This window comes from Mycolicibacterium helvum (genome assembly GCF_010731895.1).
GTDB classification, from domain to species: Bacteria; Actinomycetota; Actinomycetes; order Mycobacteriales; family Mycobacteriaceae; genus Mycobacterium; species Mycobacterium helvum.
In genome coordinates, this window is sequence record NZ_AP022596.1 from 5,983,359 (window position 1) to 6,005,326 (window position 21,968).

Annotated in this window: 19 protein-coding genes; 8 read left to right on the forward strand and 11 right to left on the reverse strand. The window is 67.9% G+C overall.

What is annotated here, in order from left to right:
• Position 1 precedes the first annotated feature (1 nt).
• From nadC to nadA, 3 genes are read right to left on the reverse strand one after another with little or no spacing between them, the layout of a single operon-like run.
• Positions 2–859: a carboxylating nicotinate-nucleotide diphosphorylase gene (gene nadC / locus G6N38_RS28185; RefSeq protein ID WP_163751380.1), complete on the reverse strand. Its 858-nt coding sequence runs from the start codon at positions 857–859 to the stop codon at positions 2–4.
• A complete protein-coding gene (locus G6N38_RS28190; RefSeq protein ID WP_163751381.1) occupies positions 856–2,418 on the reverse strand; it encodes an L-aspartate oxidase in 1,563 nt (520 codons plus the stop codon). Before G6N38_RS28190 ends, nadC begins: the two co-directional genes overlap by 4 nt.
• Positions 2,415–3,464, reverse strand: coding sequence for a quinolinate synthase NadA (gene nadA, locus G6N38_RS28195; RefSeq protein ID WP_163751382.1), 1,050 nt, complete (start codon positions 3,462–3,464; stop codon positions 2,415–2,417). Before nadA ends, G6N38_RS28190 begins: the two co-directional genes overlap by 4 nt.
• A gap of 48 nt (positions 3,465–3,512) precedes the next feature.
• On the opposite strand from nadA, the gene G6N38_RS28200 reads away from it, so the two are divergent.
• Positions 3,513–4,205, forward strand: a complete 693-nt coding sequence (locus tag G6N38_RS28200; protein WP_163751383.1) for an NUDIX hydrolase — start codon at positions 3,513–3,515, stop codon at positions 4,203–4,205.
• Between the two features lie 43 nt (positions 4,206–4,248).
• Positions 4,249–5,583 (forward strand): lipase family protein, encoded by a 1,335-nt coding sequence (locus tag G6N38_RS28205; protein ID WP_163751384.1) that lies wholly within the window; start codon positions 4,249–4,251, stop codon positions 5,581–5,583.
• 10 nt (positions 5,584–5,593) lie between these two features.
• On the opposite strand, the gene G6N38_RS28210 is transcribed toward G6N38_RS28205, so the two are convergent.
• From G6N38_RS28210 to bioB, 3 genes are read right to left on the reverse strand one after another with little or no spacing between them, the layout of a single operon-like run.
• Positions 5,594–6,178 carry a DUF2567 domain-containing protein gene (locus G6N38_RS28210; RefSeq protein ID WP_163751385.1) on the reverse strand — a complete coding sequence of 195 codons (585 nt, stop codon included), beginning with the start codon at positions 6,176–6,178 and terminating at the stop codon, positions 5,594–5,596.
• Positions 6,175–6,402, reverse strand: coding sequence for a biotin synthase auxiliary protein BsaP (gene bsaP, locus G6N38_RS28215; RefSeq protein WP_163752509.1), 228 nt, complete (start codon positions 6,400–6,402; stop codon positions 6,175–6,177). Before bsaP ends, G6N38_RS28210 begins: the two co-directional genes overlap by 4 nt.
• Before the next feature lie 28 nt (positions 6,403–6,430).
• Entirely contained in the window at positions 6,431–7,423 is a 993-nt protein-coding gene (bioB, locus tag G6N38_RS28220; RefSeq protein WP_407663026.1) for a biotin synthase BioB, read from the reverse strand.
• Positions 7,424–7,530: 107 nt separating this feature from the next.
• On the opposite strand from bioB, the gene G6N38_RS28225 reads away from it, so the two are divergent.
• Both G6N38_RS28225 and G6N38_RS28230 read left to right on the forward strand, forming a co-directional pair.
• Complete coding sequence (locus G6N38_RS28225) at positions 7,531–8,115, forward strand: TetR/AcrR family transcriptional regulator C-terminal domain-containing protein (RefSeq protein ID WP_163751387.1); 585 nt, start codon at positions 7,531–7,533, stop codon at positions 8,113–8,115.
• A complete protein-coding gene (locus G6N38_RS28230) occupies positions 8,112–8,447 on the forward strand; it encodes an MmcQ/YjbR family DNA-binding protein (RefSeq protein ID WP_163751388.1) in 336 nt (111 codons plus the stop codon). Before G6N38_RS28225 ends, G6N38_RS28230 begins: the two co-directional genes overlap by 4 nt.
• Here the strand turns inward: G6N38_RS28230 and G6N38_RS28235 are convergent.
• From G6N38_RS28235 to G6N38_RS28250, 4 genes are all read right to left on the reverse strand, one after another.
• Entirely contained in the window at positions 8,440–8,964 is a 525-nt protein-coding gene (locus G6N38_RS28235; protein ID WP_163751389.1) for a 2'-5' RNA ligase family protein, read from the reverse strand. The two genes, G6N38_RS28230 and G6N38_RS28235, sit on opposite strands and share 8 nt — an antisense overlap.
• 1 nt (position 8,965) lies before the next feature.
• A complete protein-coding gene (gene bioD / locus G6N38_RS28240) occupies positions 8,966–9,643 on the reverse strand; it encodes a dethiobiotin synthase (protein WP_163751390.1) in 678 nt (225 codons plus the stop codon).
• Positions 9,640–10,788 carry an 8-amino-7-oxononanoate synthase gene (locus G6N38_RS28245; RefSeq protein WP_163751391.1) on the reverse strand — a complete coding sequence of 383 codons (1,149 nt, stop codon included), beginning with the start codon at positions 10,786–10,788 and terminating at the stop codon, positions 9,640–9,642. Before G6N38_RS28245 ends, bioD begins: the two co-directional genes overlap by 4 nt.
• A gap of 85 nt (positions 10,789–10,873) precedes the next feature.
• Positions 10,874–12,166 (reverse strand): adenosylmethionine--8-amino-7-oxononanoate transaminase, encoded by a 1,293-nt coding sequence (locus G6N38_RS28250; RefSeq protein ID WP_163751392.1) that lies wholly within the window; start codon positions 12,164–12,166, stop codon positions 10,874–10,876.
• A gap of 127 nt (positions 12,167–12,293) precedes the next feature.
• On the opposite strand from G6N38_RS28250, the gene G6N38_RS28255 reads away from it, so the two are divergent.
• From G6N38_RS28255 to treZ, 4 genes are read left to right on the forward strand one after another with little or no spacing between them, the layout of a single operon-like run.
• Positions 12,294–14,471: an acetyltransferase SucT gene (locus tag G6N38_RS28255; protein WP_163751393.1), complete on the forward strand. Its 2,178-nt coding sequence runs from the start codon at positions 12,294–12,296 to the stop codon at positions 14,469–14,471.
• Positions 14,472–14,512: 41 nt separating this feature from the next.
• Positions 14,513–16,657 (forward strand): glycogen debranching protein GlgX, encoded by a 2,145-nt coding sequence (gene glgX, locus G6N38_RS28260; protein WP_163751394.1) that lies wholly within the window; start codon positions 14,513–14,515, stop codon positions 16,655–16,657.
• A gap of 17 nt (positions 16,658–16,674) precedes the next feature.
• Positions 16,675–18,972 carry a malto-oligosyltrehalose synthase gene (gene treY / locus G6N38_RS28265; RefSeq protein ID WP_163751395.1) on the forward strand — a complete coding sequence of 766 codons (2,298 nt, stop codon included), beginning with the start codon at positions 16,675–16,677 and terminating at the stop codon, positions 18,970–18,972.
• Positions 18,965–20,698, forward strand: coding sequence for a malto-oligosyltrehalose trehalohydrolase (gene treZ, locus G6N38_RS28270; protein WP_163751396.1), 1,734 nt, complete (start codon positions 18,965–18,967; stop codon positions 20,696–20,698). The genes treY and treZ overlap by 8 nt, the downstream gene beginning before the upstream one ends.
• Here treZ and ilvA read toward each other — a convergent pair.
• Positions 20,686–21,966, reverse strand: coding sequence for a threonine ammonia-lyase IlvA (gene ilvA, locus G6N38_RS28275; RefSeq protein WP_163751397.1), 1,281 nt, complete (start codon positions 21,964–21,966; stop codon positions 20,686–20,688). The genes treZ and ilvA overlap by 13 nt on opposite strands.
• Positions 21,967–21,968 lie beyond the last annotated feature (2 nt).

Genomic DNA, 21,968 nt, shown 5'->3' on the forward strand with positions numbered 1-21,968 from the left:
GCTAAAGATCCAGGCCGACGTCGAGCACCCGTACCGAGTGGGTCAACGCGCCGACGGCCAGATAATCCACACCAGTGCCAGCGTATTCGGCGGCGCTGTCCAGCCCAAGGCCGCCGGAGGACTCCAGGAGCACGCCGGGGGCGTTGGCGTCGCGGCGCTGCACCGCGATCTGGGTCTGCCAGACCGGGAAGTTGTCCAGCAGGATCAACTGCACGTCCTCGGCGAGTACCTCGTCGAGCTGTTCGAGGGTGTCGACCTCGACCTCACACGGCAGGTCCGGTGCGGCGGCGCGAACGGCCCGCAGGGCGGCCACCACCGATCCTGCGGCCGCGACGTGATTGTCCTTGATCAGCGCGGCATCTCCCAGGCCCATCCGGTGATTGACCCCGCCGCCGACCCGAACGGCGTATTTCTGCAGCGCCCGCAGCCCCGGCAGGGTCTTGCGAGTGTCGCGGATCTTGGCCTTGGTGCCCTCGACAGCGTCCACCCAGGCCGCGGTGGCGCTCGCGATGCCAGACAGGTGGCAGACCAGGTTCAACAGGGTCCGCTCGGCGGTCAGCAGCCCGCGGGTCGGGGCTTGCACCCGCAGCAGCGCAGCCCCCGCATCGAGCCGGGTGCCGTCGTCGACGCGGTCGAGGATCCGGTAGCCGCCCTGACCGAGCACCTCGTCGAGAACCAGCAGCGCCACGTCGATACCGGCGGCCACGCCGGGCTCCCGGGTCACCAGCGACGCCACCGTCGTGGCGTCTTCGGGCACGGTGGCCAGCGTGGTGACGTCGGGGCCGTAGCGCAGGTCCTCGTCGAGGCCGCGACGGATCGTGATCCGAGCGTCGGCCAGCTCGTCGTCGGTGAGTTTCATCGCAGACACACCTCGGCATGGTCGCCGTGCAACGTTCGGCTGAAGGCCTGGGCCGGATCGGCGTCGGGATGGTCGCCACGATGGTGGCAGCCACGAGATTCATTGCGTGCCAACGCCGCTGCGGCCACCGCACGAGCTGTCACGGTGAGCGCGACGTCCTCGGCAGCGGCGCGGGTGGTCATCGGCCGTGGTGTCGCCGCGGCCAGCGCGTCAGTGAGGCGCTGCAACCCGGCGGCGTCGCGGACCACCGAGGCGTGCTCGGTCATCACGGTCTGCAATACCTGCCGGTCCAGCGCGGTATGTTGGGGCTCTTCGGCTTTCGCCATCACTGCCCCCACGTTGCCGGCATGGTCGACGGCAGCTCTACCTGCGCGAGCGCCGACGACCAAGCCTTCCAGCAGGCTGTTCGAAGCCAACCGGTTGGCGCCGTGCATGCCGGTCCTGGCCACCTCACCGGCGGCGAACAACCCGGGCAGCTCGGTGCGGCCGAACACATCGGTGGCGACACCGCCGCAGCTGTAGTGCGCTCCGGGGACAACCGGGATCGGCTCACGAGTGGGGTCGATGCCGGCAGCTCGGCAGGCCGCCGTCACCGTCGGGAAGCGTTGGGCGAACCGGTCGATCGCGCGCGCGTCGAGAAACACGCATTCGTCACCGGTTTCGTGTAGCCGCGCTTCGATCGCCGCCGCGACGATATCGCGCGGGGCGAGGTCACCCATCGGATGATGTGTGGTCATCGATTCACCGCGGGCATCGCGCAGCACCGCACCCTCACCGCGCAGCGCCTCGGTGATCAGCGGGCGGCGCCCGGACCCGTCGCGGTCGAACAGCATCGTCGGGTGGAACTGGACGAATTCGATATCGGTGACGCCGACGCCGGCCCATAGCGCCAGCGCAATGCCATCCCCGGTCGAGCCCTCCGGGTTGGTGGTGGCGCGGTAGAGATGCCCCAGCCCGCCGGTGGCGAGGATGACCGAGGGCGCGTGAACGATGCCGAGCCCGTCGGCATTGCGGACCAGCACTCCGGTAACCGCAGAACCGTCGTGCAGGATCTGCAGCGCAACATGATTGCGCCGGATATCCAGGGTGGCGGCTGCGTGATCGAGCGCGCGTTGCACCTCGGCGCCGGTGGCGTCGCCGCCGGCGTGGATGATCCGCCGGCGGGAGTGGCCACCTTCGCGGGTGAGCGCCCACTGTCCGGGGGCGCTCTCATCGAATCGGGCACCGTCGTCGACCAGATCGGCCACCGCGCGGTAGCCGTCGGCGACGATCGAGCGCACCGCGTCGGGTTCACACAGGCCCGCACCGGCCGCCAGGGTGTCCCGCACGTGAGCGTCCACGGAATCGTCCGTATGCGGCAGCACCACTGCGATACCACCCTGCGCATAGAACGTCGCGGTATCTGGAGCCTTACTCAAAATGACTGTGCGGCTGCCCCTTCGGTGGGCGGCCAGCGCGGCGGCCAAGCCTGCCACACCGGTGCCGATCACCACGACATCGGCACGCTGCTGCCAGTCGACACCTCCCGCACCCGCGCCGCAGGCGAAGGAGCGGGTCATTCTCCGCCGCCGGGCTGACCGATCTCGATCATCCGCTGCACGCTGGCACGGGCCAGCCGGGCGGTATCCGGATCGACGTCGACTTCGTCGGCGCCTTCGACCAGGCAACGCAGCAGAGCGGCGGGGGTGATCATCTTCATGTACGTGCAGGAGGCCCGTTCGTTGACGGCCTGGAAGTCGATACCCGGCGCGGCACGCCGCAACTGGTGCAGCATGCCCACCTCGGTGGCCACCAGTACCTGCTTGGCATGCGAGGCCTTGGCGGCGTCGAGCATGCCGCCGGTGGACAGGATCTTGACCCGGTCGGCCGGGAAGGCTCCCTCGCCGGCGAGGTACAACGCCGAAGTGGCGCAACCACATTCGGGGTGGACGAACAGTTCGGCATCGGGGTGGCTGCGGGCCTGGTCGGCCAGCTCGTCGCCGTTGATTCCCGCGTGCACGTGGCACTCACCGGCCCAGATGTGCAGATTGGTACGGCCGGTCATCCGGCGGACATGGGCACCCAGGAACTGGTCCGGGCAGAACAGCACCTCGCGATCCTCGGGAATCGAGGCCACCACCTCGACGGCATTGGACGAGGTACAGCAGATGTCGGTGAGCGCCTTCACCGAGGCGGTGGTGTTCACATAGGACACCACCACCGCGCCGGGGTGCTCGTCTTTCCAGCCCTGCAGATCCTCGGCGGTGATGGAGTCGGCCAGCGAGCAGCCGGCCCGCTGATCTGGAATCAGCACCGTCTTCTCCGGTGACAGGATCTTGGCGGTCTCGGCCATGAAGTGCACGCCGCAGAACACGATGGTCTCTTCGGCGGCTTCGGCAGCGATCCGGGACAGCGCCAGCGAGTCCCCGACATGGTCGGCAACATCCTGGATGGCCGGCAACTGATAGTTGTGCGCCAGGATGGTCGCGTTGCGCAGGGTGGCCAGCCGACGCACCTCGGCCGCCCATTCCTCGTCACCGTTCACGCCGGCATACCCACCGGGGCCGTTGGTGATGCGGGCGACAAGGTCGTTATCGACGGCGTCGGCTCGATCCAGGACGGTCATTTCCGCCTCCTGTCTTGCTGTCGAGGTTTTCGACTTACAATCGAAAACATGCCTCATACTAGCACCGAACACGAAGTGCTTGCCGTCGTATTCCAGGTTGGCGACGTCAGTTCCCGCAAACCCACGCTTAACGTGCTGTTATGGCAACGCGCACTGGCACCCGAGCGCGGCAAGTGGTCACTACCCGGCGGCCGGTTGCGCGCTGACGAAGACCTCACCAGTTCGGTGCGCCGCCAGCTCGCCGAGAAGGTCGACGTGCGTGAGATCGCCCACTTGGAACAACTGGCCGTTTTCTCCGATCCCGGCCGGGTGCCGGACGTTCGCACGATCGCCTCGACATTCCTCGGGCTGATTCCCTGCCCCGCCACCCCGGTGCTGCCGCCGGACACCCGATGGCATCCGGTGAACGCGTTGCCGGACATGGCTTTCGACCACGCGCCGATGATTGACTACGCCCGAACCCGGCTGGCCGCCAAGCTGTCCTACACCAACATCGGGTTCGCTTTGGCACCAACTGAATTCGCGCTTTCGACGCTCCGCGACATCTACGGTGCCGCGCTGGGCTACCAGGTCGACGCGACCAATCTCCAGCGGGTGCTGGCCCGCCGCGGCGTCATCACGCCGACCGGAACAACCGCCCACCCGGGCCGCACCGGCGGCCGCCCGGCAGCCCTCTATCGCTTCACCGACTCCCAGATCCGGGTGACCGACGAGTTTGCCGCGTTGCGGCCGCCCGGGTGAGCGGACTGGATTCTTAGACCCTTCTTAAGGTATGAAGGACTGAATGCATCCGGTTGGCGCCGGGGCTCCTCGCCCCGAATGGATCGGGCGTGCCCCGCACGAGGAGATCGTGCGCGGTGCGCATCCGGTGCTGCCGACCGACGACCCGTTCTACGAACCCCCCGCGGGCTTCGAACACGCCGAACCCGGCACCGTGCTCCGCTCCCGCAACGTTGAGCTGGGCTTTCTCGGGCTGATCCCGCAGCGAGTCCGCGCCACCCAACTGCTGTACCGCACCACCGACCACAACGGGCTGCCGCAGTCCACGGTCACCACGGTGCTCATCCCGACCGGCCACGCCCCCGCCCAGGTCCGCAACGTCGTCTCCTACCAGTGCGCCATCGACGCGGTGGCCGCGCGCTGCTTCCCGTCGTACGCGTTGCGCCGACGAGCCAAGTCGCTGGGCTCGATCGCTCAGCTGGAATACCTGCTGATCGCGGCCGCACTCGCCGAGGGCTGGGTGGTGTCAGTCCCAGATCATGAAGGGCCCGAGGGCATGTGGGGCGCCCCCTACGAACCCGGCTACGCCGTCCTCGACGGACTGCGCGCCACGCTCGGCTTCGAGCAGTTCGGCCTCGACGCGAACACCCAGATCGGGTTGTGGGGCTACTCCGGTGGCGGGCTGGCCAGTGCCTGGGCGGCCGAAGTGCATGCCGAGTACGCCCCCGAGCTCAATGTCGTCGGTGCGGTGTTGGGCTCACCCGTCGGCGACCTCGGCCACACGTTCCGCCGGCTCAACGGCTCCTACCTGGCTGCGCTGCCCGCGCTGGTGGTGTCCGCGCTGGCCAAGACCTACCCCGACCTGAATCGAGTGATCGAGCAGAACGCCACCGAGGACGGCAAAGCCCTGCTGCGCCGGCTGGAGAAAATGACAACAGCCGAAGCGGTTATCCGGCTGTTCCGCACCGATATGGATGACCTGGTGCGCCCGCCGCTGGAAGACGTGCTGGCGATGCCCGAGGTCCAATACGTCTTCGAGAACATCAAGCTCGGCAAGGCGGTGCCCGATCTTCCGGTGCTGATCGTGCAGGCGGTCCACGACTCAGTGATCGCGGTCGAGGACATCGACGACCTGGCGCACACCTACTCATCGGGCGGAGCGCGGGTGACCTACCACCGGGATATGTTCAGCGAGCACATGCTGCTGCACCCGATGTCGGCTCCGATGACGCTGCGCTGGCTGACCGACCGGTTCGAGGGGCGCCCGATTGACGAGCACATCGTGCGCACCAAGTGGCCGACGCTGCTCAACCCGATGACCTACGCGGGCATGATGCGCCTCGGCGGGATCGTCGCGCGGGTGGTCTGCGGCGGCCGGGTTCCGCTGCGTCCCCTTTAAGGGGCCAGCTCTAGGACGGGCTACCGGCGCCCAGCGGCGCGCGTTCCATCGGCGGCAAGGCCCCGAGGTCATCACGCGGGGTGGCCACCGCCATCAAGGCGTAGGTGAGTGCGGCAACAGCGGCGGGAAACAGCAGCGTCGTCGCCACCTGCAGCGGAGCGCGCGCGAAGAACACCGGCGGCGCTTCGGAGTAGTAGAAGACGCGGTTCTGCGGTGTCACCGGGGCGGTATCGAACGGCACCGCGCCGTAATGCCAATGCACCAGCGCCGCACCCACCGCCGCGGCGGCACCGGCGGCGGCCACCAAGCCCAGCCACAGCGCCGTCGCCATCAACGGACCGCGGTGAGCACGCCACTGCCAGACCAGCACTGCCACCACGATCGCCATCGAGGTCAGCAGCCCGATGAACATGGCCGCCGACACGAACAGATGGTCGGATTCACTCCCCAGGTAGGTCTGCACCCGCTGGCCGGAGCGGGTCAGCGCGACGACGCCATGGGCCGGCGGGGCCAGCCATGACCACAGACCGCCGATCACCGCACCCGCAAGCGTCAACCCGATGACAACGATGCCTGCCGCGCGGCGTCGTGTCATCGCTGCGCCTCAAGATCATGGGAGTCGACCCGGCCGTGCCGCGCACACTTGGCCCACCAACCGTCCGGGCGAACCTGCACCACCATCCGGCGGCCGCACTCGGCGCAGAACCGCGGCGGCTCCAGCCCGAGCTGGGCCGCGGTGGGCACGACACTGCCGGCAGGTCCGCCGGTGTACACGTTGTAGACCCCGGCACCGACGGGTGCGGGCAGCTGTTCGACCATCACCTTGCCCTTTGTACAGATAATCGGGCTACAGACTGGCGTTCAGTGCCTTGATCGGCATCTGCAGATCTTCGAGCAACTCGAGATCCGCCTCCGCCGGCCGGCCCAGCGTAGTCAGGTAATTTCCGACGATCACGGCGTTGATCCCGCCGAGGATGCCCTGCTTGGCACCCAGGTCACCGAGGGTGATCTCACGGCCGCCGGCAAAACGCAGCATCGTGCGGGGCAGTGCGAGGCGGAAGGCGGCGACCGCCTTGAGCGCCTCGGCCGCAGGCAGCACCTCCAGATCACCGAACGGGGTGCCCGGCCGCGGGTTCAGGAAGTTCAGCGGCACCTCGTGCGGATCGAGTTCGGCCAGGTTGGCGGCAAATTCGGCGCGCTGCTCGAGCGACTCCCCCATGCCGAGGATGCCGCCACAGCACACCTCCATGCCGGCCTCCCGGACCATCTCCAGTGTGCCCCAACGCTCTTCCCACGAGTGCGTGGTCACGACGTTCGGGAAGTAGGACTGGGCGGTCTCCAGGTTGTGGTTGTACCGGTGTACGCCCATCTCCTTGAGGCGATCGACCTGTTCCTGTGTGAGCATGCCGAGCGAGCAGGCGATCTGGATGTCGACCTCGTTGCGGATGGCCTCGATGCCGGCGGCAACCTGCGCCAGCAGCCGCTCGTCGGGCCCGCGCACAGCTGCCACGATGCAGAACTCGGTGGCGCCGGATTTGGCGGTCTGCTTGGCCGCCTCGACCAGGCTGGGAATGTCCAGCCAGGCGCTGCGGACCGGCGAGGCGAACAAGCCCGACTGCGAGCAGAAGTGGCAATCCTCAGGGCAGCCACCGGTTTTCAGGCTGATGATGCCCTCGACCTCAACCTCGGGGCCGCACCACTTCATCCGGACCTCGTGGGCCAGCGCCAGCAGTTCCTCGAGCCGGTCGTCAGACAGCTGCAGGATTTCGAGCACCTGATCGCGGGATAGCCCCTCGCCGCGCTCGAGCACCTGCTCGCGCGCCAGTGCCACTACGTCCACCGCTGCCTGCGTCACCTGCATGTCCTCCTACGTTCAACTAACTTGAACAGTGTTCAGGCTAGAGTACCTGGGGCAGGAGCGAAGCGACTTGGGGAGGGGGTGAGCGTGTGCAGCTACACAAACGCGACGTGGTCGCCAAGGCGGCGGCGATCCTGGACGGTTACGGGATCGCCGACCTCACCATGCGCCGGCTGGCCCGGGAACTCGACGTCACCCCCGGCGCGCTGTACTGGCACTTCGCCAACAAGCAGGAACTTCTCGGTGCCGTCGCCGACCACGTGCTGGCCCCAGCCTGTGCCGAGCCGGCCCCGATGGACTGGCGGGACCGCATCGAGACTGTGTGCCGCGGCCTGCGGGACGCGCTGCTATCCCACACCGACGGGGCCGAGCTGGTGTCGGCCAGCTTCGCCGCCGGACAGTCCAGAGCTGTAGAGCAGATCCTGGGCGTGCTGGCGCAGGCCGCCGGGGAGGCGGGGGTGAACAGCGCACACCGAGTCCAGGCCGCCAGGACCGTGCTGCACTACGTGTTCGGGGCGACCGCCGACGAGCAATCGCGACTGCAATGGGACGCGGCCGGAGCCGACCTCCCCGACGAACAATCCGTGCTCGGGGCCGACCTCGGCCGGCGGTTCGACTTCGGGGTACAGCTGCTGGTCGACGGAATCGCTGCACGACGGACATCGCCGGTGTGATTACCGTCGATGCGGTGCGGCCAATCGCGCTTGGGCTGCCGCGGGCCTACGAGACGCTCGTTCGCGACCGGATCACGTTCCGCGTCGGCAGGCTCGTCTTCCTCACGTTCTCGCCCGACGAGACGGTGATGGGTGTCGGTTTCCCGAAGGAGGAGCGAGAAGCAATGGTCGCCGCCGAGCCCGAGAAGTTCACCCTCCCGCGCGCGTCGGACATGCGTTACAACTGGATTCACGTTCGCCTGGACGCGATCGATCTCGACGAAGTCCGTGATTTGGTGATCGACGGGTGGAAGATGTGCGTCCCGAAAAGTATTGCTTCGCAGATTAATTGACCATCAGGTACTCGCGTTTGGCGTCACCGTCCCAACGCCGCAGGCCCACGATGCTGGCCCGGATATCGGCCGCGATCCCGTCGACCGCCGCCAGCGCCTCCCCTACCTGAGCCGGGGTGAAACGGCGCCCGAGCGTGATGTGCGGGGTCCACCGGCCCGGCGCACTGTGGGCGAACACATTGAATGCGAACGGCCGGCACAGGCCGTAGACCTCGTCGTGCAGGGCTAGCAGCGCCGCCGATCCGACGACGAGCCGAGCCAGTGTCAGCCGGTCGGTCCCGAAGACCAGCGGCGCGCCCAGCACCACGGGCAGCGGGAGTTCCTCGGCCAACCCGCCCAGCACCCGGTCAATGCCCGGGGCGATGCGCTCGGCGGCGACCAGCGTGATGTGCGGCCGTCGGGTGCCCGAGGGCACGCGGTGCCGGCTGGGCAACCCGCCGTCGGCAAGGGCGTGCCACATCTGGCGGACGGCGGTGTCGGCGCGCTGGTCGATGAGCAGTTCGATCGAGTGCGCCATCTCAGATCAGGCCGGCGACCCAGTCCGGATCGAACGCGCGAGCGCTGAACAGCGCGAAGTCTTTCGGTGATACCGCGGCCACCCCGGCCGGCAGCGCGGCCCGGACCGGAGCCAACCCAGCCAGCGCGTCGCGGTTGGATTTCTCCGCCGCGCCGGGCTGCGCCGGCCATGCGCCGATCACCAGGCCGGCACACGAAAGACCCCTGGCGCCAAGACCTTCCAACGTCAACGAGGTGTGGTTGAGAGTGCCTAGTCCTGGTTCGACGACAACGAGCACCGGCGCGGCCAATTCCTCGGCCAGATCGCGCAACGTCACCCCGCCGGCGGCCAGCTCGACCAACAAGCCGCCCGCCCCCTCGACCAGGGTCAGCCGACCGGGCCGGTCAACCCCGCGGATCGAGGCCAGCAGCTCGTCGGCGCTGGGCAGCGGCAGGCCGGCACGCTCGGCGGCGGCGGCCGGGGCCAGCGGTTCGGGATAGCGGGCGACACCGACCAGTTCGGTGACGCCGGACAGCCGGGCGACCTCGGCCAGGTCGTCGTCACCGTCGGCAGTACCGGTCTGTACGGGTTTGCATACCGCGACGTCACGGTCGGCCACCCTGGCGTGGCACGCCAGCGCCGCCGTCGCGACGGTCTTACCTACGCCGGTTCCCGTGCCGGTGATGACCAGGACGCTCATCGCGAGTGGCTACCCAGAACAGCGGACAGGACGTCGCGGGCGGTGTCCATCTCGTCGTCGGTCAGCGATGCCCGCGCGGTCAGGCGCAGCCGTGAGGTGCCCGCAGGCACCGTCGGCGGGCGGAAGCAGCCCACCCGGACGCCGGCGTCCAGACAGGCGGCCGCGGCGGCCACCGCGATCTCCGGATCGCCAAGAATCACCGAAACCACCGCCGACTCCGGAGCCTCCGCGACGTCGCACATCGCGGCGAGCTGCCGGGCCCGCTCGATGACGGCACCGGCTCGGCCCGGCTCGGCGGTCACTACGGTCAGTGCGGCCAGGGCGGCGCCAAGGGGCGCGGGCGCAAGGCCGGTGTCGAAGATCATCGTGCGTGCCGCGTCGATCAGATGATCGCGCACCGCGGCCGGCCCGAGCACCACGCCACCCTGGCTGCCCAGCGACTTGGACATGGTGGTCGTCATCACGACATCGGGCGCACCGGCCAGCCCGGCCTCATGGATCAGGCCGCGGCCGCCGACGCCGCGCACACCAAGCCCGTGCGCCTCGTCGACCAGCAGCACCGCGCGGTGCCTCCGGCACACCTCGTGCAGCTGGCGCAGCGGCGCCAGCGCGCCGTCGGTGCTGAACACCGACTCGGTGATGACCAGCGCGCGCTCCTCGTCGCGGTCGGCCAGCGCAGCCTCCACCGCGTCGACGTCGCAATGCGGGGTCACGACCACCCGGGCCCGGGACAGCCGGCACGCGTCGACCAGCGAGGCGTGCGAGAGCGCGTCGGACACCACCAGCGCACCCGGCCCGGAGAGCCCGACCGTGGCGCCGATATTGGCGGTGTAGCCCGAGGAGAACACCAGACCTGTTTCGGCCCCGACGAATTCCGCCAGGGCGGTCTCAAATTCCTCGTGCAGCTCGGTGTTACCGGTCACCAGCCGGGAGCCGGTGGATCCGGCCCCCCAGGTGCGCAGCGCAGCCACGCCGCCGTCGATGACCGCCGGGTGCTGGGACAGACCCAGGTAGTCGTTGGAGGCCAGATCGAGTTCGGTGGCCACCGCCGGGCGCGTACGCAGCGATCGGCGCAGGCCCGCCTGCCGACGCTGTTGCTCGACGGTGTCGAGCCAGGCCAGCGGTGAAAGACCTACGCGGGTCATCGGGCCTCCTCCGAGATGGTCTTGAACACCGTTCAGGTTAGCGTGACGACGAGCGCTGAGGCACGAGGGGTGAGGAGTCGCGCCATCAGGCCAGCGCACGGGCGACGGCGACCATCGCCGAGCCGACCTGGGCTATCTCCTCAGGCGTGCAGATGAACGGCGGCATCGCGTAGATCAGGTTGCGGAACGGCCGCAGCCAGACGCCGTTGTCCAGAGCCACCGGGGTCGCGACCGCCAGATCGACGTTCTGGTGGGTCTCGATCACCCCGATCGCGCCGCACACCCGCACATCGGCGACGCCAGGCAGGGCGCGGGCCGGCGCCAGCCCCTCGGCCAGCCCGGCACTGATCTCGGCGACCCGGCCACGCCAGTCCTGGGCGAGCAGCAGTTCCACCGAGGCCACCGACACCGCGCACGCCAGCGCATTGGCCATGAAGGTCGGGCCGTGCATCAGGGCTCCGGCCTCGCTGCCGCTGATCGTCTCGGCGATCTCCAGCGTGCATAACGTCGCCGCGAGGGTGACGTAACCACCGGTCAACGCCTTGCCGACACACATGATGTCCGGGCTGACCCCGGCGTGGTCGGCAGCGAACAACTCCCCTGTCCGGCCGAATCCGGTGGCGATCTCGTCGAAGATCAGCAACACACCGGCGCGATCGCACATCGCACGCAGATCGCTCAGGTAGCGGGGGTCGTGGAAGCGCATGCCGCCGGCGCCCTGCACCACCGGTTCGACGATGACCGCGGCCAGCTCGTCGGACTGATCGAGCAGTTGCGCCTCGAACGCCGCAATGTAGGCCGGGTCGTAGGCAGCCGGCACCGGCGGAGCGAAAACCTGGGGAAAGAGAACGTCCGTCCACAGTGAGTGCATGCCGCCGTCCGGGTCACAGACGCTCATCGGGGTGAACGTGTCGCCGTGATATCCGCCACGCCACGTCATCAGGCGGCGCTTGCCGAACCGGCCCGCGCTGCGCCAGTACTGCAGTGCCATCTTGACCGCCACTTCGACGGCCACCGAGCCGGAGTCGGAAAAGAACACGGTGTCCAGACCCTGCGGGGTGATGTCGACGAGCAGCTGCGCCAGCCGCGCGGCCGGTTCGTGGGTCAGCCCGCCGAACATGACGTGATTCATCACCGAAAGCTGACGCGTCATCGCCGCGTCGAGCACCGGGTGCCCATGCCCGTGCACGGCCGTCCACCAGGACGCCATCGCGTCGAGAACGCGGACCTGGGCGCCGTCACGAACCAGCGTCAGCCACGCACCGTCGGCGCCGACGGCCACCAGCGGGGGCATCGCCTCGGCGCCGATCGTGCTGTACGGATGCCAGATGTGCGCGGCGTCGATCGCGCTGATCTGCTCAGGGGTCAACGCCGACACGGTGTGTGAGCCTAGTCGGCCGATACAACCGCGCTGACCCGCGTTTGCTCAACGCCGGCAGGATGCCCAGGACACGGTTCGCTAGAGATGAGAGAGATACCCGGGTTGGGTAGATTGATTTCCGATCATGTTGACCCTTAGCCCGACCCGCCCGTCGGCACCGACACAAGCGGGTTCTCCCCCGCTTGCCGCGACCGGAACGCGGAAATCGGGCTTCTATCGCCACGACCTCGACGGCCTTCGTGGTGTCGCCATCGCCCTTGTGGCGGTGTTCCACGTGTGGTTCGGGCGGGTCTCCGGCGGGGTCGACGTCTTCCTGGTGTTGTCCGGTTTCTTCTTCGGCGGGTCGCTGTTGCGCACCGCGCTGAATCCGGACTCGGCGCTGTCCCCCTGGCCAGAGATCCTCCGGCTGGTCCGCCGACTCCTGCCCGCGCTTGTCATCGTGCTTGCCGTCGGCGCTGTGTTGACCGTCCTGGTGCAGCCGCAGACGCGTTGGGAGACATTTGCTGACCAGAGCCTGGCAAGCCTGGGCTACTTCCAGAACTGGGAGCTCTCAGCGACCGCGTCGAACTATCTCCGCGCCGGTGAGGCCGTCAGTCCGTTGCAACACATCTGGTCAATGTCCGTTCAGGGCCAGTTCTACATCGCGATGCTCGCGCTTATCTTCGGGTTTGCCTACGCGGCGCGACGACGGCTCGGCCCATGGCTGCGCGTGACATTGGTGACTTTGCTTGCCGCACTCACCGTCGCGTCATTCACCTTTGCCGCCGTCTTGCACGCGTCCGACCAGACAGCCGCGTACTACAACAGCTTCGCCCGCGCCTGGGAGCTACTGCTCGGCACCCTCGTCGGCGCAGTGGTGCCCTATGTCCGATGGCCGATGTGGCTGCGCACCGTGGTGGCCGCGGCCGGGCTGGCCCTGATCGTCTCGTGCGGCGCCCTCATCGACGGCGTGCGCGAGTTCCCCGGCCCATGGGCACTGGTGCCGGTCGGCGCGACCGTGCTGATGATCCTGGCGGCCGCGAACCGCCAGGCCGATCCCGCGACCCGCGACCGGCTGCCGCTGCCCAGCCGGCTACTGTCCGCGCGGCCACTGGTGACACTCGGCGCGATGGCCTACTCGCTGTATCTCTGGCATTGGCCGCTTTTGATCTTCTGGCTGGCCTACTCCGACGAGAGCCGGGCCGGCTTCGTCGACGGCGCCGTGATCCTGGCAATCTCGGGTGTGCTGGCCTATCTGACGATGCGCTTCATCGAAGAGCCGCTGCGCTCCGGGCGGCGTTCCGCATCGACGGCGACGGCTGTGCCGGTCACCACCTCGTGGCGCGCCCGCCTGCGTAGGCCAACGATCGCGCTGGGAACCGCGGTGGGCCTGCTCGGAGTGGCACTGACGGCGACATCCTTCACCTGGCGCGAACACGTCACCGTGCAGCGCGCCAACGGCAAGGAGCTCGTCACGCTGTCGACCGACGGCTACCCCGGGGCACGGGCGCTGACCCAAAATGCCCGGGTGCCGAAGCTGCCGATGCGGCCCACCGTGCTGGAGGCGCAAAACGACCTACCCGAGTCGACCAACGACGGGTGTATCAGTGATTTCGACAACAGCGACGTCATCAACTGCAGCTACGGAGACAAGCTGGCGACCCGGACGATCGCGCTCGCCGGCGGCTCGCACGCCGAGCACTGGATCACCGCACTGGACGCCCTGGGCAAGATGCACAATTTCAAGGTGGTCACCTATCTGAAGATGGGCTGCCCACTGACCACCGAGGAAGCACCGCTGGTGATGGGCGACAACCGGCCCTATCCGAACTGCCGCGAGTGGAACCAAAAGGTGATGGCCAAACTGATCGAGGCACACCCCAGCTTCGTGTTCACCACATCGACCCGGCCATGGAACATCAAGCCGGGCGACGTCATGCCGGCGACCTACATCGGGATCTGGCAGACCTTGTCAGACAACAAGATTCCGATCCTTGCGATGCGTGACACACCGTGGCTGGTGCGCAACGGCGCACCCTTCTTCCCGACCGACTGCCTGGCCAAGGGCGGCGACGCGGTGTCGTGCGGGATCGACCGTTCCGAGGTGCTGTCCGAACGCAATCAGACCCTGGATTTCCTGGCCCAGTTCCCCCTGATGCGCGTCCTTGACCTCAGTGACGCCGTGTGCCGTGCCGACACGTGCCGCGCGGTCGAGGGAAATGTGCTGATCTACCACGATTCTCACCACATCTCCGCGACCTACATGCGCACATTGATCCCCGAACTGGGCAGACAGCTGGGCGCGGCCACCGCTTGGTGGTGACATCCTGCGCATCCCGTGCGCCGCGTCGATAAGGTCATGAGATGTCGTCGAGCGAACCCGCGCAAACCACGGTGTGGCCCGGCACCGCCTACCCGCTCGGCGCCACCTATGACGGCGCGGGCACGAACTTCTCGCTGTTCTCCGAGGTGGCCGACTCCGTCGAGCTCTGCCTGATCGCCAAGGACGGCACCGAAACCCGCATTGAGCTCGACGAAGTCGACGGCTTCGTCTGGCACGCCTATCTGCCGACGATCACCCCCGGCCAGCGCTACGGCTTCCGCGTACACGGCCCGTGGGACCCGGCGGCCGGCCACCGGTGCGATCCCAGCAAGCTACTGCTCGACCCCTATGGCAAGTCGTTCCACGGCGATTTCGAGTTCAGCCAGGCGCTGTACTCCTACGACCTGGGCGCCGAGGACCCGGCCTCCGGCGGCACCCCGCCGATGCTCGACTCGCTGGGCCACACGATGACCAGCGTGGTCATCAACCCGTTCTTTCACTGGGGCTCCGATCACGCCCCTCGGACGCCGTACCACGAGACGATCATCTACGAGGCTCACGTCAAGGGCATGACCCAGACCCATCCCGGCATACCCGAGGAGTTACGCGGCACCTACGCCGGACTCGGCCACCCGGCGGTGATCGACCACCTCAAGGCCCTCAATGTCACCGCGATCGAACTGATGCCGGTCCACCAGTTCATGCATGACCACCGGTTGCTGGATCTCGGATTGCGGAACTATTGGGGCTACAACACTTTCGGCTTCCTGGCCCCGCACTATCAGTACGCCGCCACCCAGCACGCCGGTGGCGCGGTCGCCGAGTTCAAGTCGATGGTGCGCTCGTTCCACGAGGCAGGCATCGAGGTGATCCTCGACGTGGTCTACAACCACACCGCCGAGGGCAATCACCTTGGCCCGACCATCAACTTCCGGGGCATCGACAACGCCGCCTACTACCGGCTGCTCGACGACGACAAGCGGCTCTACAAGGACTTCACCGGCACCGGTAACAGCCTCAATGCCCGGCACCCGCACACCCTGCAACTGATCATGGACTCGCTGCGCTACTGGGTGCTGGAGATGCACGTCGACGGCTTCCGTTTCGACCTGGCTTCCACCCTGGCCAGGGAGTTCTACGACGTCGACCGCCTGTCGGCCTTCTTCGACCTGGTGCAGCAGGATCCGGTGATCAGCCAGGTGAAGCTGATCGCCGAGCCGTGGGACATCGGTGAGGGCGGCTATCAGGTCGGCAATTTCCCCGGCTTGTGGACCGAGTGGAACGGCAAGTACCGCGACACCGTGCGCGACTACTGGCGCGGCGAACCGGCCACCCTGGGCGAGTTCGCGTCGAGGCTGACGGGATCATCGGATCTCTACGAAGCCACCGGCCGGCGGCCCAGCGCCAGCATCAATTTCGTCACCTGCCACGACGGCTTCACCCTGACCGACCTGGTGTCGTACAACGACAAACACAACGAGGCCAACGGCGAGGACAACCGCGATGGCGAGAGTCACAACCGGTCGTGGAACTGCGGTGTGGAAGGTCCGACCGACGATCCGGAGATCCTGGCGCTGCGCCATCAGCAGATGCGCAACATCCTGGTCACCCTGATGCTGTCGCAGGGCACCCCGATGATCGCCCACGGCGACGAGATCGGCCGCACCCAGCAGGGCAACAACAACGTCTACTGCCAGGATTCACCGCTGTCGTGGATGGACTGGAGCCTGCGGGAGACCAACGCCGATCTGCTCGAGTTCACCAAAAAGGTGACCGCGCTTCGCAAAGCGCATCCGGTCTTTCGGCGGCGCCGCTTCTTCGACGGGGAACCGATCCGCACCGGCGACCAGGTCCGCGACATCGCCTGGATCACCCCGGCCGGCCAGGAGATGACCCACGACGACTGGGGTTCGGGCTTCAAGTTCGTGGCGGTGTTCCTCAACGGTGACGCCATCCCGGCGCCCAATGCCCGCGGCGAACGGGTCGTCGACGACTCGTTCCTGATGTGCTTCAACGCCCACAGCAAGCCGATCGACTTCGTGGCGCCCGATGGCGATTACGCGCAGGAGTGGACGGCCGTTCTGGACACCTGGGATGCCACCGGCAGTACCGATGCCGTGGTGAAGGCGGGCCAGACGGTGACCGTGCCGGGTCGTTCGGTGCTGGTGCTTCAAAAGACCGGTTAGCGGGAACAGCCACAGCTATGGCCTACCCGGTGTTGTCCACCTATCGCCTCCAGTTACGCGGTCCTTCGGCCGGTGACGCGTTCACCTTCGCCGACGCCGAGAAACTCCTCGACTATCTGGACGGTCTTGGCGTCAGCCACCTTTACCTGTCCCCCATCCTGACCGCGGCACCGGGTTCCACCCACGGCTACGACGTCACCGACCCCACCACGGTGTCCGAAGAGCTCGGCGGACCCGACGGACTGGCCCGCCTGTCCGAGGCCGCCACGGCACGTGGCCTGGGGCTGATCGTCGACATCGTCCCCAACCACGTCGGGGTCGACCAGCCCGAGAACAATCGGTGGTGGTGGGATGTGCTGCGCCATGGTCGCGAGTCGGCCTACGCGAAGTTCTTCGACATCGACTGGTCGGTGGATCCTGGCGGCCGAATCCTGTTGCCGGTCTTGGGTTCTGACGGTGATGTCGCGGACCTGACGGTGGACGGTGAAACGCTGCGGCTCGGCGACCTCGCCTTCCCGATCGCGCCGGGCACCGGTGACGGCGCCGGAGCCGAGGTGCACGATCGTCAGCACTACAAGTTGATCGGCTGGCGCAGCGGAGTGTGCGGGTACCGCAGGTTCTTCTCCATCACCTCACTGGCCGGCCTGCGCCAGGAGGACCCGGCGGTGTTCGAGACATCACACGCCGAAGTAGCCCGCTGGTTCCGGGACGGATTGGTGGACGGGGTACGTATCGATCACCCCGATGGCCTGACCGACCCGACCGGATACCTTCTCCGGCTGCGCGATCTGGTCGGACCGCAGGCCTGGATCGTGATCGAGAAGATCCTCGCTGTCGGTGAGCCGCTGGACCCGGCGCTGCCGGTCAACGGCACCACCGGCTACGACGTCCTACGCGAAGTGGGCGGCATCTTCGTCGACCCCACCGGCGCCGAAGCGCTGACCGAGTTGGTGAACACACAGGGATTCGACTACGCCGGCGCGCCGGATCTGTTGCGCCAGTTGAAGATCAGCGCTGGCACCACCACACTGGCCAGTGAGCTGGCCCGGCTGCACCGGTCGATCGTCACCGCCATCGGAGCCGACCACCCGCAGCTGCCCGACGCGGTGGTCGCGCTGCTGGGGAACGTCGGGGTGTACCGGTCGGATTACCAAAACTTGTCGGCGCTGCTGTCGGCCACGATCGCGCGGACTGTCACCGACCAGCCGGCATTGGCCGCGCCGCTCGAGCTGGTGTCGGCGGCGCTGGCGGTGGCTGAACCGGCCGCCCGGTTGCAGCAGCTGTGCGGGGCGATGACGGCAAAGTCGGTGGAGGACTGCTACTTCTACCGCGACCCGCGCCTGGTGTCGCTCAACGAGGTCGGCGGCGAGCCCGCACACTTCGGCGTCAGCGCCGCGGAATTCCACCGGAGCGCCGAGGTTCGCGGACGGCTGTGGCCGCGATCGATGACGACGCTGTCCACCCACGACACCAAGCGCGGCGAGGATGTGCGCGCCCGGATCGGCGTGCTGTCCCAGGTGCCGTCGCTGTGGGCCGAGTTCGTGACCAGCTGGCAGACCACCACCCCGGCGCCCGATCCCGCGACCGCACTGTTCTTGTTGCAGAACATCTTCGGCGTGTGGCCGGCTGACGGGCAGATCACCGAGCAGTTGCGGACTCGGTTGCACGCCTACACCGAGAAGGCGATCCGCGAAGCGGCGTGGCACACCTCCTGGAACGACCCGGACACCGAGTTCGAGGACGCAATGCACACCTGGCTGGATGCCATCCTCGACGGCCCGGTCGCCACCGAGCTCACCGGGTTGGTAGTCCAGCTCGAACCCCACGCGCACGGCGACGCGCTGGGCCAGAAACTGTTGGCCCTCACCGTCCCCGGCATCCCCGACGTCTACCAGGGCACCGAACTGTGGGAGGACAGTCTCGTCGACCCCGACAACCGCCGACCGGTCGACTACTCCGCGCGCGAAGGCGAGCTGGAACGCCTGTCGCATCCCAAGATTCGGGTCGTGCGGGCCGCACTGCAGGCCAGGCGGGATCGCCCCGACACCTTCCTGTCCGGTGGCTACCGGCCGGTGCTCGCGACCGGCAGCGCCGCGCACCACGTCGTGGCGTTCACCCGGGGTTCCGACGTGCTGGTCGCGGTCACCCGCTGGACCGTCCGGCTACGTCACGACGGCTGGGGTGACACAATGCTGCCGTTGCCGGAAGGCGGCTGGACCGATCGGCTGACCGGTGCGCGCTTCAGCGGGCCGACACCCGCCGGTGTGCTGTTCGGCGAACTACCCGTTGTGCTGCTGGAGTCCTCAGATGCCTGAATTTGCGGTATGGGCACCACTGCCGAAAATGGTGCGCCTTGATGTCGACGGGCGGCTGCACGAGATGACGGCCGGTGACGACGGCTGGTGGCGCGCCGACGTCGACTGCGCGCCGGACGCCCGGTACGGCTTTGTCCTGGACGACGATCCGGCCGTCCTGCCAGATCCGCGGTCGGCCCGTCAGCCCGACGGTGTGCACGAACGGTCCCAACGCTGGGATACCTCGGCCGTGCAGTGGTCGGATCAGCAATGGCGCGGCCGGTCGATCGAGGGCGCGGTGATCTACGAACTGCACACCGGCACGTTCACCACCGAGGGCACCTTCGACGCCGCCACCGAGAAATTGGACTACCTGGTGGATCTGGGCGTCGACTTCGTCGAGCTGATGCCCGTCAACGCCTTCAACGGCACCCACGGCTGGGGTTACGACGGGGTGCTCTGGTACGCCGTGCACGAACCCTACGGCGGCCCTGACGGTTTGGTGCGCCTGGTCGAGGCCTGCCATACCCGCGGGCTCGGGGTGCTGATCGACGCGGTGTTCAACCACTTCGGCCCGTCGGGCAACTATCTGCCCAAGTTCGGGCCCTACCTGTCCTCAGTGAGCAACCCGTGGGGCGAGGGCGTCAACCTGGCCGGACCGGATGCCGACGAGGTGCGCCGCTACATCATCGAGTGCGCACTGCGCTGGATGCGCGACTTTCACGTCGACGGTCTGCGTCTGGACGCGGTCCACGCACTCGTCGACAACACCGCCATCCACCTCCTCGAGGAACTGGCCATCGAAACCGATGCGCTGTCAGCGGTTCTGGGCCGGCCGCTGTCGCTGATCGCCGAAAGTGACCTCAACGATCCTCGGCTGATCACCCCCCGGGATCGCGGCGGCTACGGCCTGACCGCCCAGTGGGACGACGACATCCATCACGCCATCCACACCGCGGTGTCCGGCGAACGGCAGGGCTACTACGCTGATTTCGGCTCGATGGCCACGCTGGCCACCACGCTGCAGAACGGCTACTTCCACGCCGGCACCTACTCGTCGTTCCGGAACCGCAGACACGGCAGACCGTTGGACACGTCGCTGATCCCGGCGACCCGGTTGATGGCCTACACCAGCGACCACGACCAGGTCGGCAACCGGGCGCTCGGCGATCGGCCGTCACAGAATCTGGACTATGGCCAGCTTGCCATCAAAGCCGCACTGGCCCTCGGATCGCCCTATACAGCAATGCTTTTCATGGGTGAGGAGTGGGGTTCGTGCCGGCCGTTCCAATTCTTCAGCTCCCATCCTGAACCCGAGCTGGCGATCGCGACGGCCGAAGGACGCAAGGCGGAATTCGCCGACCACGGGTGGGATGCCGACGACGTCCCCGACCCGCAGGACCCGCAGACGTTCCTGCGCTCCAAGCTGGACTGGGACGAGCTCGCCGCCGGCGAGCATGCCAGGCTGCTCGAGTTCTACCGCGGGCTGATCGCATTGCGCGGCACCGAGCCGGATATGGCCGATCCGTGGCTGACTCACCTGGTGGTCGACTACGACGAGGACGAGCGCTGGATCGCGATGCGCCGCGGCGCAATTGCGATCGCCTGCAACCTCGGCGAACAGCAGGTGCACGTCCCGGTCAGCGGTGACGTGGTCCTGGCCTGGGGCGAGCCCGAGGTGGGGGCCCACGGCACGAAGCTACCCGGGCACTCGGTGGTGGTGACGCGCGCCGGTCAGGTCAGGTAGCGGTAGGCCGGCGAGCCGGGGTCCAGCGCCTCGACGTGGAGGCCGGAGGCCGCCATCCGCCCCCGCAACCCGTCCAGTCCGGTGGCCGAGCCGAGCTCGACACCGACCAGCGCCGCACCGGTTTCGCGATTGTTGCGCTTGACGTACTCGAACAACGTGATGTCGTCCTGGGGCCCGAGGACCTCGTCGAGGAACCGGCGCAGCGCGCCGGGTTCCTGCGGGAAGTCGACCAGGAAGTAATGCTTGAGACCCAAGTGCACCAGGGACCGTTCGAGCACCTCGCCGTAGCGGGACACGTCGTTGTTGCCACCGGAGATCAGGCACACCACCGTCGACCCCGGCTCGACACCGGCCTCCAGCAGCCCCGCCACCGATAGCGCGCCCGCAGGCTCGGCGATGATGCCCTCGTTCTGGTACAGGTCGAGCATCGCCGTGCAGACCGCACCCTCGTCGACCGTGGTCACCGACACCATGTCCCCGGCCGCGGCCAGCGCCTGATACGTCAGCGCACCGACCTGTTTGACCGCGGCCCCATCGACGAACTGATCGACATGCTCGATAGCGACCGGGCCACCGGCGGCCAGCGCGGCGATCATCGACGCCGCGCCGGCGGGTTCGACACCGAGCACCGCGGTATTCGTCGTCCGCTCAGCCAGGTAGGTGGTGATTCCGGCGATGCACCCCCCGCCGCCAACTGGCACGACCACCAGGTCCGGCTCGCCGTCGATCTGGTCGAGGATCTCCACCGCGATCGTGCCCTGCCCGGCCATCGTGCGCGGATCGTCAAACGGCGGGACCAGAGTGGCGCCGGTGCGCGCGACATCCTCCAGCGCGGCGTCGGCAGCCAGGTCGTAGGTGGCGCCGCCGACGATCAGCTCGATGAACTCCCCGCCGTGGTAGCGGATACGGTCACGCTTCTGCTTGGGCGTCTTGGCCGGCACATAGATCCGGCCGTGCACGCCCATCGAGCGGCAGGCCAGCGCAAATCCCTGCGCGTGGTTACCGGCCGACGAACACACCACCCCGGCGGCGATCTCGGGCTCGGAGAGTTGCCGCAGCAGGTTGTATGCACCGCGCAGCTTGTAGGACCGCACGCTCTGCAGGTCTTCGCGCTTGAGGTACACCTGCGCGCCCGTGGCCTGCGAGAGCCGGTCGCTGTACTGCAACGGGGTCTGGCTGACCACGCCAGAAATTCGCCGCGCAGCCTCGTCGATGTCGGCCGCTGATAGCGGCCCTGACAATCGGTGCTGGCTCAGATCGGCGGACACCG

Coding starts and splice junctions, on each gene's coding strand:
- nadC (WP_163751380.1), bottom strand. CDS start 859: ATGAAACTCACCGACGACGAGCTGGCCGACGCTCGGATCACGATCCGT.
- G6N38_RS28190 (WP_163751381.1), bottom strand. CDS start 2,418: ATGACCCGCTCCTTCGCCTGCGGCGCGGGTGCGGGAGGTGTCGACTGG.
- nadA (WP_163751382.1), bottom strand. CDS start 3,464: ATGACCGTCCTGGATCGAGCCGACGCCGTCGATAACGACCTTGTCGCC.
- G6N38_RS28200 (WP_163751383.1), top strand. CDS start 3,513: ATGCCTCATACTAGCACCGAACACGAAGTGCTTGCCGTCGTATTCCAG.
- G6N38_RS28205 (WP_163751384.1), top strand. CDS start 4,249: ATGCATCCGGTTGGCGCCGGGGCTCCTCGCCCCGAATGGATCGGGCGT.
- G6N38_RS28210 (WP_163751385.1), bottom strand. CDS start 6,178: ATGACACGACGCCGCGCGGCAGGCATCGTTGTCATCGGGTTGACGCTT.
- bsaP (WP_163752509.1), bottom strand. CDS start 6,402: ATGGTCGAACAGCTGCCCGCACCCGTCGGTGCCGGGGTCTACAACGTG.
- G6N38_RS28235 (WP_163751389.1), bottom strand. CDS start 8,964: ATGGCGCACTCGATCGAACTGCTCATCGACCAGCGCGCCGACACCGCC.
- bioD (WP_163751390.1), bottom strand. CDS start 9,643: ATGAGCGTCCTGGTCATCACCGGCACGGGAACCGGCGTAGGTAAGACC.
- G6N38_RS28245 (WP_163751391.1), bottom strand. CDS start 10,788: ATGACCCGCGTAGGTCTTTCACCGCTGGCCTGGCTCGACACCGTCGAG.
- G6N38_RS28255 (WP_163751393.1), top strand. CDS start 12,294: ATGTTGACCCTTAGCCCGACCCGCCCGTCGGCACCGACACAAGCGGGT.
- glgX (WP_163751394.1), top strand. CDS start 14,513: ATGTCGTCGAGCGAACCCGCGCAAACCACGGTGTGGCCCGGCACCGCC.
- treY (WP_163751395.1), top strand. CDS start 16,675: ATGGCCTACCCGGTGTTGTCCACCTATCGCCTCCAGTTACGCGGTCCT.
- treZ (WP_163751396.1), top strand. CDS start 18,965: ATGCCTGAATTTGCGGTATGGGCACCACTGCCGAAAATGGTGCGCCTT.